The 15,183-nt window shown below is 44.2% G+C and carries 14 protein-coding genes; 11 read left to right on the top strand and 3 right to left on the bottom strand.

Annotated features, from left to right (window positions below):
• Window positions 1–71 precede the first annotated feature (71 nt).
• The 3 genes from AB4371_RS20850 to AB4371_RS20840 are packed head-to-tail and all read left to right on the top strand — an operon-like array spanning window position 72 to window position 3,784.
• Complete coding sequence (locus tag AB4371_RS20850; RefSeq protein WP_016767560.1) at window positions 72–1,463, top strand: replicative DNA helicase; 1,392 nt, start codon at window positions 72–74, stop codon at window positions 1,461–1,463.
• A gap of 6 nt (window positions 1,464–1,469) precedes the next feature.
• Complete coding sequence (gene alr / locus AB4371_RS20845) at window positions 1,470–2,555, top strand: alanine racemase (RefSeq protein WP_017065624.1); 1,086 nt, start codon at window positions 1,470–1,472, stop codon at window positions 2,553–2,555.
• Between the two features lie 23 nt (window positions 2,556–2,578).
• Window positions 2,579–3,784, top strand: a complete 1,206-nt coding sequence (locus AB4371_RS20840; RefSeq protein ID WP_372150606.1) for a BamA/TamA family outer membrane protein — start codon at window positions 2,579–2,581, stop codon at window positions 3,782–3,784.
• A gap of 117 nt (window positions 3,785–3,901) precedes the next feature.
• Here the strand turns inward: AB4371_RS20840 and AB4371_RS20835 are convergent, their stop codons facing one another.
• A complete protein-coding gene (locus AB4371_RS20835) occupies window positions 3,902–4,321 on the bottom strand; it encodes a secondary thiamine-phosphate synthase enzyme YjbQ (protein ID WP_017059938.1) in 420 nt (139 codons plus the stop codon).
• Between the two features lie 326 nt (window positions 4,322–4,647).
• On the opposite strand from AB4371_RS20835, the gene pgi reads away from it, so the two are divergent.
• Complete coding sequence (gene pgi, locus AB4371_RS20830; RefSeq protein ID WP_372150605.1) at window positions 4,648–6,300, top strand: glucose-6-phosphate isomerase; 1,653 nt, start codon at window positions 4,648–4,650, stop codon at window positions 6,298–6,300.
• A 153-nt stretch (window positions 6,301–6,453) separates the two neighbouring features.
• Here pgi and AB4371_RS20825 read toward each other — a convergent pair whose 3' ends face one another.
• Both AB4371_RS20825 and zur read right to left on the bottom strand, forming a co-directional pair.
• A complete protein-coding gene (locus AB4371_RS20825; RefSeq protein ID WP_017059940.1) occupies window positions 6,454–6,915 on the bottom strand; it encodes a chemotaxis protein CheX in 462 nt (153 codons plus the stop codon).
• Between the two features lie 17 nt (window positions 6,916–6,932).
• Window positions 6,933–7,391 carry a zinc uptake transcriptional repressor Zur gene (zur, locus tag AB4371_RS20820; protein WP_017059941.1) on the bottom strand — a complete coding sequence of 153 codons (459 nt, stop codon included), beginning with the start codon at window positions 7,389–7,391 and terminating at the stop codon, window positions 6,933–6,935.
• Window positions 7,392–7,705: 314 nt separating this feature from the next.
• Here zur and dusA point away from each other — a divergent pair, with 314 nt between their 5' ends.
• From dusA to AB4371_RS20785, 7 genes are all read left to right on the top strand, one after another.
• Window positions 7,706–8,686 carry a tRNA dihydrouridine(20/20a) synthase DusA gene (dusA, locus tag AB4371_RS20815; protein WP_017063186.1) on the top strand — a complete coding sequence of 327 codons (981 nt, stop codon included), beginning with the start codon at window positions 7,706–7,708 and terminating at the stop codon, window positions 8,684–8,686.
• Between the two features lie 206 nt (window positions 8,687–8,892).
• Entirely contained in the window at window positions 8,893–9,114 is a 222-nt protein-coding gene (pspG, locus tag AB4371_RS20810; RefSeq protein ID WP_017059950.1) for an envelope stress response protein PspG, read from the top strand.
• A gap of 135 nt (window positions 9,115–9,249) precedes the next feature.
• Complete coding sequence (locus AB4371_RS20805; RefSeq protein ID WP_017059951.1) at window positions 9,250–9,921, top strand: TIGR04219 family outer membrane beta-barrel protein; 672 nt, start codon at window positions 9,250–9,252, stop codon at window positions 9,919–9,921.
• Window positions 9,922–10,121: 200 nt separating this feature from the next.
• Complete coding sequence (locus AB4371_RS20800; protein ID WP_004735813.1) at window positions 10,122–10,352, top strand: hypothetical protein; 231 nt, start codon at window positions 10,122–10,124, stop codon at window positions 10,350–10,352.
• A gap of 123 nt (window positions 10,353–10,475) precedes the next feature.
• A complete protein-coding gene (locus AB4371_RS20795) occupies window positions 10,476–12,341 on the top strand; it encodes an assimilatory sulfite reductase (NADPH) flavoprotein subunit (RefSeq protein ID WP_017059952.1) in 1,866 nt (621 codons plus the stop codon).
• A complete protein-coding gene (gene cysI, locus AB4371_RS20790; protein WP_017065747.1) occupies window positions 12,341–14,068 on the top strand; it encodes an assimilatory sulfite reductase (NADPH) hemoprotein subunit in 1,728 nt (575 codons plus the stop codon). Before AB4371_RS20795 ends, cysI begins: the two co-directional genes overlap by 1 nt.
• Complete coding sequence (locus AB4371_RS20785) at window positions 14,061–14,837, top strand: phosphoadenylyl-sulfate reductase (RefSeq protein ID WP_017059954.1); 777 nt, start codon at window positions 14,061–14,063, stop codon at window positions 14,835–14,837. The genes cysI and AB4371_RS20785 overlap by 8 nt, the downstream gene beginning before the upstream one ends.
• Window positions 14,838–15,183 lie beyond the last annotated feature (346 nt).

Genomic DNA, 15,183 nt, shown 5'->3' with positions numbered 1-15,183 from the left:
TAGGATCGGATTACAAACGGATGTTCTTGGGTATAATGAACGATCATTATTAGTTATTGAGTGTAGTCATAGTGGATACCAAAAGTCAGAAATCAGCCAACGATCAGGTGGACGCCATCAAGGTCCCGCCACATTCATTAGAAGCTGAGCAATCTGTTATTGGCGGTTTGTTATTAGATAACGAACGCTGGGATACAGTTGCCGAAAAGGTTGTGGCCAAAGACTTTTATAGCCGTCCTCACCGTCTGATCTTTGAAGCGGTAAAGGATATCCTTGAAGAAAGTTCTCCTCTGGATCTTATTACACTCTCTGAACATTTAGAGCTGCGTGAGCAACTTGAAGAAGTGGGTGGCTTTGCTTACCTTGCTGACTTAGCGAAAAACACACCAAGTGCCGCAAACATCAATGCGTATGCGGATATCGTAGCGCAACGTGCACTTGTTCGTAGCCTGATTGGTGTCGCGAATGAGATTGCTGATTCTGGTTATGACCCTCAAGGTCGTACTTCGGAAGAGCTGGTTGATCTTGCTGAAAGTAAAGTCTTCGCGATTGCCGAAGGCCGTGCAAGTGAAAACGAAGGTCCACAAAACGTTGATAGCATTCTAGAGAAGACGCTAGAACGTATCGAGATCCTATACAAAACGCCGCAAGATGGTGTGACAGGTGTCGATACTGGCTTCAACGACCTCAACAAGAAAACAGCAGGTCTACAAGGCTCTGACTTAATTATTGTTGCTGCTCGTCCATCGATGGGTAAAACCACATTTGCGATGAACTTGTGTGAAAACGCGGCGATGAAGCAAGACAAACCGGTTTTAATCTTCTCGCTAGAGATGCCAGCCGAACAGCTGATGATGCGTATGCTTGCGTCACTTTCTCGCGTAGACCAAACCAAGATTCGTACTGGTCAGCTAGATGATGAAGATTGGGCTCGTATCTCGTCGAGTATGGGTATTCTGATGGATAAGAAGAATATGTATATCGATGACAGCTCGGGTCTAACGCCAACAGAAGTGCGTTCTCGTGCTCGACGTATCGCTCGTGAACACGATGGTATCTCTATGATCATGATAGATTACCTTCAATTAATGCGTGTACCTTCGTTATCTGATAACCGTACTCTTGAAATCGCCGAGATTTCTCGCTCATTGAAAGCGTTAGCAAAAGAGCTCAACGTTCCGGTTGTGGCACTTTCTCAGCTTAACCGTTCCCTAGAGCAACGTGCTGATAAGCGCCCAGTAAACTCGGATTTGCGTGAATCAGGTTCGATTGAGCAAGATGCCGATTTGATCATGTTCATCTATCGTGATGAGGTTTATAACCCAGATAGTTCCTTGAAAGGCATTGCTGAGATCATCCTTGGTAAGCAACGTAACGGTCCGATCGGTTCGGTTCGTCTTACGTTCCAAGGCCAACACTCCCGATTTGATAACTATGCAGGCCCTGCATTTGATGATGAGTAATCGCTAATGACTTACATGAAAGCGGCGACGGCGAGCATTGACTTAAACGCGCTCGAACATAACCTGAACCAGATAAAGTCGAAGGCTCCTCAGTGCAAGGTCATGTCTGTTGTGAAAGCCAATGGCTACGGACACGGCTTACTGCATATAGCCAAGCATTCAAAAAGCTCTGATGCTTTTGGTGTGGCGCGTATTGAAGAAGCGTTACAACTTCGTGCTGGTGGCATTGTTAAACCTATTTTGTTGCTGGAAGGATTTTACTCTTCGGGCGATTTGCCAATCTTGGTGACCAATAACATTCAAACGGTGGTGCATTGTGAAGAGCAATTAAGCGCGCTAGAGAATGCGGATTTGGAAACACCCGTTGTGGTATGGCTAAAAGTCGACAGTGGTATGCACCGATTAGGTGTTCGCCCTGAGCAATACCAAAACTTTGTTGAGCGTTTGCATCAATGTGCGAATGTTGCCAAACCTCTACGTTACATGAGCCACTTCGGTTGTGCTGATGAACTGGATAGAGCAACCACCGTTGAACAGACAGAGCTTTTCTTGTCGCTTACTGAAGGTTGTGAAGGGGAGCGTTCACTTGCTGCCTCTGCGGGTTTACTCGCTTGGCCAGACAGCCACCTTGATTGGGTTCGTCCGGGAATCATATCTTACGGTGTCTCTCCGTTTGTTGATAAATCAGCGCAAGAGCTTGGATTTTTGCCTGTGATGACCCTGACCTCACACCTAATTGCCGTTCGCGATGTGAAAGCCGGTGAAAGTGTGGGTTATGGCGGAAACTGGACCAGTGAACGTGATACCAAGGTTGGTGTTATCGCGATTGGTTACGGTGATGGTTATCCTCGTACTGCACCTAACGGTACTCCAGTGTTCGTTAACGGTCGAAAAGTACCGATCGCAGGACGTGTATCAATGGACATGCTAACGGTTGATCTAGGCCCTGATGCGGCAGATAAAGTCGGCGATGAAGCGACTCTGTGGGGTAAAGATTTACCTTCAGAAGAAGTGGCTGAACATATCGGCACTATCGCTTACGAGTTAGTCACTAAGCTGACTTCGCGTGTTGCGATGGAATATGTGAAGTAATCATGGATCTTGATAAGTAAATTATGTTCAAGCGAACGACTCGAAGCTGGCTAATGTCTGCAATGACATTACTCGGTGTCAGCTTTTCTTCTTCCGCTGTGAGTGAAGAAAAAGATTCAGCCTTTGTTCCTTTCTACTTCAGCACCGAAACCATGGGTAACACCTTTGGGGTTGCGGGTGTCGCAAAGGGTGTTTGGCAACCTCAAGCCGCTCTGTTTGGTATGGCACTCTATTCAGACAAAGACAGTTACGTCGGTTTTCTATCGGCTTTTAACTATGCCTTGTCTGAGAACGTATTGTTTAGCACTCAGATGTATCAAGCGCGCTTCAACGACAACCCGTATTACATTGGTTCTCAAGGCGATAATGATTCATCTATCGATGACAAAACCATTGCTGATGGCTTAGAGCAAAACTATCAGTTTGAGTTTAAGTATTTGCTACCTTGGGGCAACGTTGCAGAACACGGTTTACTCGGCGCGTTTCAACCAATCAAAGAGGTCAGTTTTGCTTCGCCAGTCGAATCGGGTGTCAGTTCGATTTTATTTACACCTTTTTATACTGCTCGTGAGTTGGAAGGTTTAAATAATACCGAGGAGGCAACAGGCTTTAGTTTGGCGTTTGATTGGGATAACCGTGATAGCACACGCAACCCGACCAGAGGTTCTCACACTAACCTTGAGTTCACCACTGGCGCAGAGAGTTGGTCTAACGATGACTTGTGGCTTAAGTGGACCTTCCAAAATAGCCAGTACTTTGCTTTAGGTCCTTTAGGGGACCTGTTCGATCAACAAGTTTTAGCATTTGATTTCTATACCGCTGACACGCCAACGTGGGATAACTGCTCTGGGCAAGATTGTGCTCGCCCACCAGAAACGGAGCAAGCTCGATTGGGTGGCTTGTATCGTTTACGAGGTTATACCGGAGGTCGTTATCACGGTCGCTCTGCAGTTCATTATTCTGCTGAGTACCGAGTACTTCCTGACTGGCAACCACTTGGCGATATCCCACTGATAAACTACTACGATTTGCCTTGGTGGCAATGGGTAGCGTTTGCTGAATTAGGGCGCGTTGCCGATGAGTACGACATCAAAACACTGCACTCGGACATGAAATGGAGCTTAGGTGGCGCGGTGCGTTTCCAAGTGGAAGGTATTGTTGTACGTGCTGAGTTGGCGCGAGGTGGTGACGAAGGGGCCTTTAGGGTTATGATAAACCAGCCCTTCTAAACCTTTCGGCCTACAGTAGGCCAAATACTATTTTTATAAGAGTGGTCGTGGAAACACACCACTCTTTTTTATTAACAAGATATTGTTTTTATTAAGGAGATCTTGTTTTCAAGCAGTCTACTCACCTTGCATCGTAGCAATCACAGTTCGGCTTCCACCACAATCTCGGTGCTCTCCTAAGTAAATACCCTGCCATGTTCCTAAAGCTAAACGACCATTGCTAATTGGTATTGTCACACTGGTGCCAAGTGTCGATGCTTTAATGTGGGCAGGCATGTCATCATCACCTTCATAGGTGTGTCTGTAGTAGGGCGCTCGCTCTGGGACAAACTTATTAAAGTGCGACTCCATATCGGTACGGACGGTAGGATCAGCGTTCTCGTTTAGCGTGAGGCTGGCAGAGGTATGTTGGATAAAAAGATGTAATAAACCAACAGATAGAGAATTGATATCGTGTATCTGTTGTTCAATTTCATCAGTAATGAGATGAAATCCACGCTTTCGTGCATTTAGGTGTATAGTCTTCTGAATCCACATACGCCATCCTTTATAATGTATTTGGAAAAAAAGTGGTTTAACGCTATCTTTTGAACTTGAATTTATCAGGTATCGCTCACATTTAATTATGTTAGAGCTAGAGTCTGTACCGATTCTTCTGTCAGGAAATCTAATCCTGATTTATCTCAAGGTACAGCTCTTCATATGCGGCATAATACGTCGTGAAAAAAAATTACAAAGAATCTTTCAGTGGTGACGCGGTTTGGTCATCACAGAAAAATATAAACTTTCGCCTAATCGGGGGTTCTATTCATCACCCAGGTGACGTTTAGAATAAAACCTACAGTAACATCGGGATAGATACCATGTTGAAAAATATCAACCCAACGCAAACACAAGCGTGGAAAGCTCTAACGGCACATTTTGAGTCTGCTCAAGATATGGATATGAAAGAGCTGTTTGCTCAAGATGCAAAGCGTTTCGAGAGCTTTTCTACTCGTTTCGGTTCTGACATCTTAGTGGATTACTCTAAGAACCTTATCGATGCTGAAACTATGCAGCACCTATTTGCTCTTGCGAACGAGACTGAAGTTAAGTCTGCAATCGAAGCAATGTTCGGTGGTGATGCAATCAACAAGACTGAAGGTCGTTCAGTACTTCACACTGCTCTACGTAACCGTAGCGACAAGCCAGTAATGGTTGACGGCAAAGACGTAATGCCAGCAGTTAACGCTGTACTAGCAAAAATGGAACTGTTCACACACCGCATCGTTTCTGGTGAGTGGAAAGGTTACACAGGTAAAGAGATCACTGATGTTGTAAACATCGGTATCGGCGGTTCGGATCTTGGTCCATACATGGTGACTGAAGCACTAACGCCATACAAAACTCGCCTAAACATGCACTTCGTTTCTAACGTAGATGGCACTCACATCGTTGAGACACTTAAGCCTCTTAACCCAGAAACAACGCTATTCTTAGTGGCATCTAAAACATTCACGACTCAAGAAACAATGACTAACGCGCACTCTGCACGTGATTGGTTCTTGGCTGAAGCGGGTGACAACGCACACGTAGCTAAACACTTCGCAGCACTATCAACTAACGCAACTGCGGTCGCTGAGTTTGGTATTGATACTGACAACATGTTCGAATTCTGGGACTGGGTTGGTGGTCGTTACTCACTATGGTCTGCAATCGGTCTTTCTATCTCACTATCTGTTGGCTTCGATAACTTCGTTGAGCTAATAGAAGGTGCTCACGAGATGGATAACCACTTTGCTTCAACTGAGTTTGAAAGCAACATTCCAGTAATCCTTGCGCTTATCGGTATTTGGTATAACAACTTCCACGGCGCTGAGTCAGAAGCAATTCTACCTTACGATCAATATATGCACCGTTTTGCGGCTTACTTCCAACAAGGCAACATGGAATCGAATGGTAAATTTGTTGACCGTGACGGCAATCCAGTAGAATACCAAACTGGTCCTATCATCTGGGGTGAACCAGGTACAAACGGTCAGCACGCTTTCTACCAACTGATTCACCAAGGCACTAAGCTGATCCCATCAGACTTTATTGCTCCTGCTATCAGCCACAACCCAGCATCTGATCACCACCAGAAGTTGATGTCTAATTTCTTTGCTCAAACTGAAGCACTAGCATTCGGTAAGACAAAAGAGACAGTGGAAGCTGAATTCCTAGCGGCTGGCAAAACAGCTGAAGAAGTGGCTGAGCTTGTACCTTTCAAAGTATTTGAAGGTAACCGTCCAACGAACTCTATTCTTGTTAAGCAAATCAACCCTCGCTCTTTAGGTAACCTAATCGCGATGTACGAGCACAAGATCTTCGTTCAAGGCGTTATCTGGAACATCTTCAGCTTCGACCAGTGGGGTGTAGAACTTGGTAAGCAACTAGCAAACCAAATTCTTCCTGAGCTTGCTGACGATGCTCAAGTAACGTCTCACGACAGCTCAACGAACGGTCTAATCAACGCATTTAAAGCGCTGAAAGCTTAATTGAGTTGATAGCACCAAAAAAACGCCAACCTTCGGGTTGGCGCTTTTGTATCTGTATAGCAAGCATTGGTTAAATCGCAGGTAATAAAAAAGGCTGGCATGATGCCAACCTTCTTTGAGTTGATACTCAGTACTGCTAGAAATAAACAGCTGTTATTCGAAACAGATCTCGATGAAAGCATTACCCCATTGAGATGAGAAAGGCATGATGATGATTGCCCCATCACACTTGTGACGAATCGTGTGGCCTTTACCTGAAACCACGATTGGCGTTGCCATATCGAAGTCAAAGCCGCTTTCTGCAAGAATACGTTTTGCACCGCCAGTCACCATGTTAGTGATTTCACCCACCATATCGGTCACTTCTTCGTTGAGGCCGTTTGGTCGTTCACCGAGCATGTTTTCCATGATTTCGAGAGCGAGACCTTCATCAAAGGTGATCGACATAGAGCCACGAGATTGTGTACCCACCATACCAATTAGGCCGGATACATCACCACGAGCGATTTCATCTTTCTTAACTCTCGGTTTTTGTGGCTTCAATTCTAGAGAAGCCATCGTTTTTAATACGTTCATCAAAGAAGCTAAAAACGGGTTTACAAATTCAGCGCGCATAATGTTCTTCTATAATCTTATTCTTTCATCTCGGAGGAGCAAGATTGGCAAATGCCATGCGATTCAATGACATGATTCGTCAATTGAAAGCCATGCTTCTCAGCGTTACTGGCGAGTAGGGTGACAAGCGCATCGTCCTGCAGTTCTATCACAGTGCCACATTTATCGCAGATCAGTAGTTGGGAGAAATGTTTGTTGGCATTGCAAGAGCAGCAGCATATGAAGCTATTGGTTGACTCAACTCTGTGAATGAAACCTTGCTCCAACAAGAAATCCAAAGCGCGATATACTGTAGGTGGCTTGGCTTGCGGTTCACTGACTTTCAACTGCTCTAATAATTCATAAGCACTGGAGGCTTTTTTATTAGAGAGGATGAGCTCAAACACTCGCTTTCTTTGAGGTGTTAATCTAACGCCTCGCGATGCGCATATCCCTTCAACTTGCTCTATTAATGTGTGGTCCAAATTTTTCACCATTCAATCGGACATCCCTAATCAAACCTTATTTCTAGGTTACTACGTTTTGGGAGCCAATGATTTCTATTAAAGTCAGGTACAGAGCGTATTGTGACCCACGACTTTGAATAAGACAAGGTAACTCAAAATGACAGTGTGACTCAAGGCATAACTGATTAGTGAGGCTGAATTAGAGGTTTGGTGAATAGGTTTAAATAAAAAATGTGAGGTAAAGTTCATATAGCACAAACTGGGCATAGCATTTACAATAGCCGACCTTGCTTTTGCTGGGTATTCCAGCATATTTTTTTGACTCGCTACCAGGGTACTTTACCATGACACATTCATGTAGATTGTCTGTCGCTCCAATGCTCGATTGGACTGACCGCCACTGTCGTTACTTTCACCGTTTGCTTTCTCAGCAGACTCTTCTGTACACGGAAATGGTAACAACGGGCGCGATCTTACATGGTAAGGGCGACTTCCTAGAATATAACGAGCAAGAACATCCTCTTGCACTTCAACTCGGTGGTTCAAACCCGGTTGATCTTGCTGCTTGTGCCAAGCTTGCTGGTGAACGCGGTTATGATGAAGTGAATCTTAACGTAGGTTGCCCTTCAGACCGAGTTCAGAATGGTCGCTTTGGTGCTTGCCTAATGGCTGAGCCTGAGCTGGTGGCAGATTGTGTGTCGGCGATGAAAGAAGTCACTGATATTCCAATTACCGTGAAAACGCGTATCGGTATCGATGACCAAGACTCTTATGAGTTTCTAACTAAGTTTGTTTCGACGGTTTCTGAAAAAGGTGGCTGTGAGCAATTTACTATTCACGCGCGTAAAGCGTGGTTGAGTGGCCTTAGCCCGAAAGAGAACCGTGAGATCCCACCGCTAGATTACGATCGTGCATACCAGATCAAGAAAGATTTCTCTGATCTGGTGATTGCCGTGAATGGTGGCATTACTACTCTTGAGCAAACTAAGGAGCACTTGCAACACCTTGATGGTGTGATGATTGGTCGTGAGGCTTACCATAGCCCGTTTATCTTGGCTGAAGTCGATCAGCAGATCTTTGGTTTAGACACACCAATTAAGAAGCGCTCACAGGTTGTCGAAGAGATGTACCCGTACATCGAGCGTGAACTTTCAAATGGCGCAAGTTTAGGTCACATCTCTCGTCACATGCTTGGTTTGTTTCAAAGCATGCCTGGTGCAAGACAATGGCGTCGCTACATCAGTGAAAACGCACATAAGAAAGGTGCAGGTATTGAAGTGATGCAAACAGCATTGGCTAAGATTCCTAAAGAGCTAAATGTTTAAGCTCCCTCTAAGTTAAAAACTTAAGGTTAAATTCGCCACTAGAGGCTAAATTTACCACTGTAAGTTTCTGAAAAGCCACGCATGAAGATGTGTGGCTTTTTATTTATCTGATAAATAAGGGTTTTATAGGGTTGGCATACTTGGTATGGAAGCTGCAATGTTAGAAAGTAGGAAAGATAGGTCATTAACTCATTAGGGAGACTATTATGTTTGAATTAATCTTTGTTCTTATTTTCGTTGCGACTCTACTTGTCACTGGTATTACGTTTATGACGGTATTGGCTGCAACCGGAGTGGCGTTATTAGTCATGTTGGTCTTAGGTATGATGGGCGTCGTGTTTAAGTTACTGCCTTGGTTGATCGTGATTGCAATCGGTGTGTGGTTTTTCAAAAATTTTGTACACAGTTCTAACCAGAGACGTTACTAAGGTCATCGTGCCGTCAAATCTTTACTCGTCAGCGGTTTATCGTTTTTGAATTTAAGATGTGTGGTAGAATTTTCCCCAATAATCTATGAATGTGCATACAATTAGCACTACGATATGGAATTGGAGCTATCTCAAATGAATAAAATGCCATTAATTGCTTTAGTGGGAATGCTATCTTTAAGTTCAGCAGTGTCTGCTGAAGAAGAGTTTTCTTACACGGCTAAAGTCGGTGCCGATATGTGGTGGGGAAGTACAAAGCTAAACGAAGTTAGACAAGATGACGATTCTAACTCACCTTCGTTGTATTTCGCATTTGAGCATAATGCCCCGATGCTACCAAACGCTAGTTTTCGCTATACTTCTGTCGATGCGGATTCATTGGCCTTCGATAAGTACGACTACACCTTCTATTACACATTGTTAGATCACAAGCTGATGAACTTCGATGCGGGTGTGACGTTTACTCAATACTCAAACTCGAATTACATTGAACCAAAAGCAACAGGTGCGAAAACATCGACGTTTGATGAGTTCACGTGGAGCTTCTACGGTAACGCAGAGATCAATGTGCCGGACACCAACTTCGATATCATTGGTACGATGGAGTTCGGTGATAGCAGTGGTATTAAGAGCACTGACTTGATGGCGGGTGTTCAGTACCGAATCCCTGTATCAGAATCTGAAATTGCCCTGCGTGGTGGTTACCGTGTTATCGATTTAGATTCGGATGAGTTCTTTAGCTCAGAACTAGGTAAGAGCTTTGTTATGGTCGATGGCTGGTTTGCTGGTGCTGAAGTGCGCTTCTAGGCCATATAAAGCAAATTTAGAGCGAATTTTAAGAACGCCACTTTATTAAGTGGCGTTTTTATATCTATTGGTTACTTGAGTATATATCTTTCTGGAATTAGTTAGCACATTCATCACTTTCGACCATCCTTAATACAGAGAGCCAATTTGCGTCTATTCTTATAAGGTCTATGTAGTGAGGTCAAAGCAAGGGATGGAATATGACACTCAATGAATTACGAAATTTATATAGAGAAAACCTGTTAGTTGAAGCTATCATAGAGCCCTCAATTCAAGAAGGGTCTTGGGTTGTGGAGTTTCGCCATATGGGAGGTGGCTTTGTTCTGCTTACTGATGTTCATGGTGAAGAGTGCCATTACGCGGATTTAGACCTAGCATCTAAATCGGCAATGGCGGTTGGCTTTCAGCAAGTGCGTATTGAAAACCAGTAAGTCAATTTGCGTTTCAATCGGTTTTTACTTCCAAAAAGTTATAAAACATACTTTTCTATTCTTTCTTGTTATTAAAAGGAGTGGTTAATCTATCGTCACGCAATGATTAGGGATGTCGTGACCATGTCTTTAAATAAGAAAGAGTCTTCACAAAATAATAATGCACAGTCTGGGGCTAATGAGTTACCTGGGCTAGCAGCACCACTTAATGACCAACAATTGGGTCATCTTCAGCAAACTGTTTCTGAACTGTCTTCACAGCAACTGGCATGGGTCAGTGGTTACCTTTGGGGAGTGAGCCAAGCTCAGCCTGTCGGTGCTGCTGCGCCAATCGCTCAAGCGGCCGCTGCAGTAGCGGCTAAGCCAGCGGGTAAGCTCAGCATTATCTTCGCTTCTCAAACCGGTAATGCTAAAGGCGTCGCTGAATCGCTCGAGGCAGAAGCAAAAGCCTTAGGTATCGCCGTCGAGCTTTTCGATGCGAGTGATTATAAAGGTAAGAACTTAGCCAAAGAGACACACGTCATTTTCGTCGCTTCAACCAATGGTGAGGGCGAAGCCCCTGATAACGCGATTGAGTTGCATGAATTCCTTCAATCGAAGAAAGCGCCAAAATTATCAAACCTACAATACGGTGTGATTGGTTTAGGTGACTCAAGCTATGAGTTCTTCTGCCAAACGGCTAAAGACTTCGATAACTTCCTCGCTAAGCTTGGTGCGAAATCGTTTGTCGATCGCCTTGATTGTGATGTTGATTACGAAGAGTCAGCAACGGAATGGCGCGCTAAAGCGTTATCACAAGTTCAAGAAACGCTATCGACAGGTGCCGAGGCTGATATCGTTCAGTTACCAGTAGGCCAAGCAGCTGCCGGTCATTCGCAATACACCAAACAAAATCCATATACAGCGACACTATTAACCAGTCAAAAGATCACCGGTCGTGACTCGGGTAAAGATGTTCGTCATATCGAGATTGATCTTGATGAGTCGGGCATTACCTACCAACCCGGCGATGCGCTAGGCGTATGGTATGAAAACAGTTCAGAACTCGCAAATCAGATTCTTTCTAAGGTTGGGTTATCGGGTATCGAAAGTGTCGATGTCGATGGTGAGAATCTATCTATCCATAGTGCGCTAGTGAGTAAATTTGAGATTACCACTTCAAACCCTCAACTTGTGACTAAGTTTGCTGAGTTATCGGGCAGCAAGAAGTTAATCAAGCTGGTGGAAGATAAAGACAAGCTTCGTGAATACGCGGGTAATACTCAAGTTGTCGATGTTTTAGCTGAGAAGAAAACTAAGCTATCGGCTGATGAGTTAATTGGCCTGTTACGTAAGCTGACACCGCGTCTCTATTCTATTGCATCAAGCCAAGCAGAAGTAGATGAAGAAGTGCACTTGACGGTTGGTTTGGTTGAATACCAAAAAGGCGAAGAGTCTCGTTTAGGCGGAGCTTCTAGCTTCTTAGCTCAACGTCTTGAAGAGGGTGGTGAAGTGAAGGTGTTTGTTGAGAACAACAATAACTTCAAATTACCACAAGACGACAATACACCAATCATCATGGTCGGCCCGGGTACCGGTATCGCACCGTTCCGCAGTTTTGTTCAAGAGCGTGAAAACAATGATGCTGAAGGAAAAAGCTGGTTGTTCTTTGGTGACCGTACCTTTACTCAAGATTTCTTATACCAAGTTGAATGGCAAAAGTACCTCAAGTCTGGCGCGCTAACTAAGCTCGATGTTGCCTTTAGCCGTGACCAAAAAGAAAAGGTTTATGTTCAGGACCGTTTAATCGAACAAGCAGAGCAGGTGTGGCAATGGCTGCAAGAGGGCGCGTACCTCTATGTCTGTGGCGATGCGACTCGAATGGCTAAAGATGTTCATGAAGCGTTAGTTTCGATAGCGGAAAAGCATGGCAACCAGAGCCGCGAGCAAGCTGAACAATATATTAATGATTTACGTAAAGCGAAACGTTACCAAAGGGATGTGTACTAATGAGCAAGCAAGTAATAGAGCAAGAAGTGCTAGGTCAAGTACTTGGACCTTTGGCTGACAATGAGCGTCTTAAGCGTGAAAGTAATAACCTACGCGGTACGATTGAACAAGATCTCCAAGACCGCATAACAGGTGGCTTTACTGCTGATAACTTTCAGTTGATTCGTTTCCACGGTATGTATCAACAAGACGACCGTGATATTCGTAACGAACGTACCAAACAAAAGCTCGAACCGTTACATAACGTCATGCTTCGTGCTCGTATGCCTGGTGGCATCATTACCCCTAAGCAGTGGTTGGCGATTGATAAGTTCGCAGACGAAAGTACCTCTTACGGTTCAATTCGTCTAACAACTCGTCAAACGTTTCAGTTCCACGGTGTCTTGAAGCCGAACATTAAGTTGATGCACCAAACGCTAAATAGCATTGGCATTGATTCAATTGCGACAGCGGGTGATGTAAACCGAAATGTTCTATGTACGACAAACCCGGTTGAATCTGAACTTCATCAAGAAGCTTACGAGTGGGCGAAAAAGATCAGTGAACATCTATTACCGAAGACTCGTGCTTATGCAGAAATCTGGTTAGATGGTGAAAAACTAGAAACAACGGATGAAGAACCTATCCTTGGTAGCAACTACCTACCGCGTAAGTTCAAGACGACGGTTGTCATTCCTCCGCAAAATGATGTGGACGTCCATGCTAACGATCTTAACTTTGTTGCTATTGCTGAAGACGGAAAGCTGGTGGGCTTTAATGTGTTAGTCGGTGGCGGTCTTGCTATGACACATGGTGATACCTCTACTTATGCACGTAAAGCTGACGACTTTGGTTTTGTGCCATTAGATAAAACGTTAGATGTAGCAGCGGCGGTGGTAACGACTCAGCGTGACTGGGGTAACCGTTCAAACCGTAAGAATGCAAAAACCAAATACACACTAGACCGTGTTGGTATTGATGTATTCAAAGCAGAAGTAGAAAAGCGTGCAGGCGTAGAATTTTCTGAAAGCCGTCCTTATGAGTTTACTGGCCGTGGTGATCGCATTGGTTGGGCGGAAGGCATTGATGGTAAGCACCACTTGGCGTTATTCATCGAGAATGGTCGTTTACTTGATTTTCCGGGTAAAGCTCTGAAAACAGGTGTTGCTGAAATAGCGAAGATCCACAAAGGTGACTTCCGCATGACTGCAAACCAAAACCTAATTGTTGCGGGTGTGTCGACGAGTCAAAAGGCCAAGATTGAAAAACTGGCGCGTCAATATGGCTTGATGGATGATGCTGTTTCAGAGCAACGTAAAAACTCAATGGCGTGTGTGGCTTTCCCAACATGTCCTTTAGCAATGGCAGAAGCTGAGCGCTTTCTTCCTGAGTTTGTAACGGATGTTGAAGACATTCTGAAAAAACATGGATTACCAGAAGAAGATAACATCATCCTTCGAATCACAGGTTGTCCAAACGGTTGTGGTCGTGCAATGTTGGCTGAACTTGGTTTAGTGGGTAAGGCTCCGGGGCGTTACAACATGCACTTAGGTGGCAACAAAGCCGGAACTCGTATCCCTAAGATGTATAAAGAGAACATCACTTCAGCTCAGATCTTAGAAGAGATTGATTCGCTGGTGGGACGTTGGGCTACGGAACGTAACGACAATGAAGGGTTCGGTGATTTTACAATCCGAGCTGGCATCATCGAAGAGGTGATCATTTCCAAGAGGGATCTGCATGCATAATTCTGTCGCTTCAAAATTGAAGTTAGCAGAGCTACTCGCATTGACTAAGACGGAGCAAATACTTCGTCTTGGACAAATCAACGCAGAGTTAGAGCAGCTAACCGCATTAGAAAGAGTTAAGTGGGCTTTAGATAATTTAGAAGGGACACATGTTGTGTCTTCTAGTTTCGGAATCCAAGCAGCATTGATGTTGCACCTAGTGACCCAAGCAAAACCAGATATTCCGGTTATTCTGACGGACACAGGGTATCTATTTCCGGAGACCTATCGCTTTATTGATGAGTTAAGTCAGAAGTTGACTCTAAACCTTCAAGTCTTTCGCGCCCAACAGAGCCCTAATTGGCAAGAAGCGCAATATGGAAAACTTTGGGATCAAGGTATAGAAGGGATAGAGAAGTACAACAAGCTTAATAAAGTTGAACCGATGAGAAGAGCGTTGGATGAGCTCGAGGCTGGGACATGGTTTTCCGGTTTAAGAAGAGAGCAATCTCAATCGCGTGCAAATTTGCCAATCTTATCTATCCAAAATGGTGTGTTTAAATTTTTGCCGGTAATCGATTGGACGAATAAAGATGTTCACTATTACCTAGAAGAGCATGGTCTCGGTTATCACCCGCTTCGAGAGCAGGGTTACCTTTCTGTTGGAGATACACATACAACTAAGAAGTGGGAACCGGGTATGACTGAAGAGGAAACTCGTTTTAATGGGTTGAAACGCGAATGTGGTCTCCATGAAGATGATGGAGAGCAATATGGTTCTGGGATTTAGACTCGTTGCCATTTAAAAAGCTGCCATGAGGCAGCTTTTTTGTTTTCTAGGATGAAAATTAGATCAATTGTGGATAAGTCTGTGGTTATTTTGTAAGTACTCTGTAGTTAAACTTGCACAAATAAGGCTTTGAGTGTTTATTCGCCATGTAATCGTTATTTTTGCATCTTTCTTTAATAAACACTTGCCAATGTGATGAACATCTCTATAATGCCGCCTCACTGACACGGCAGACGCCACAAGGCTTCAGCGCAGAATGTTAGTAAGGCAACTAGCTTTAAGCGATAATTCGCTCCTACTTTTAGAAAGTAGAAATTAATTTTCAAAAGTGTTTGACACTGAGAAT

It is taken from the genome of Vibrio sp. 10N.261.51.A3 (assembly GCF_041471965.1).
Taxonomy (GTDB): Bacteria; Pseudomonadota; Gammaproteobacteria; order Enterobacterales; family Vibrionaceae; genus Vibrio; species Vibrio crassostreae_C.
Note: the sequence above shows the minus strand (reverse complement) of the source record. Positions and strands in the feature narration are given on the sequence as shown.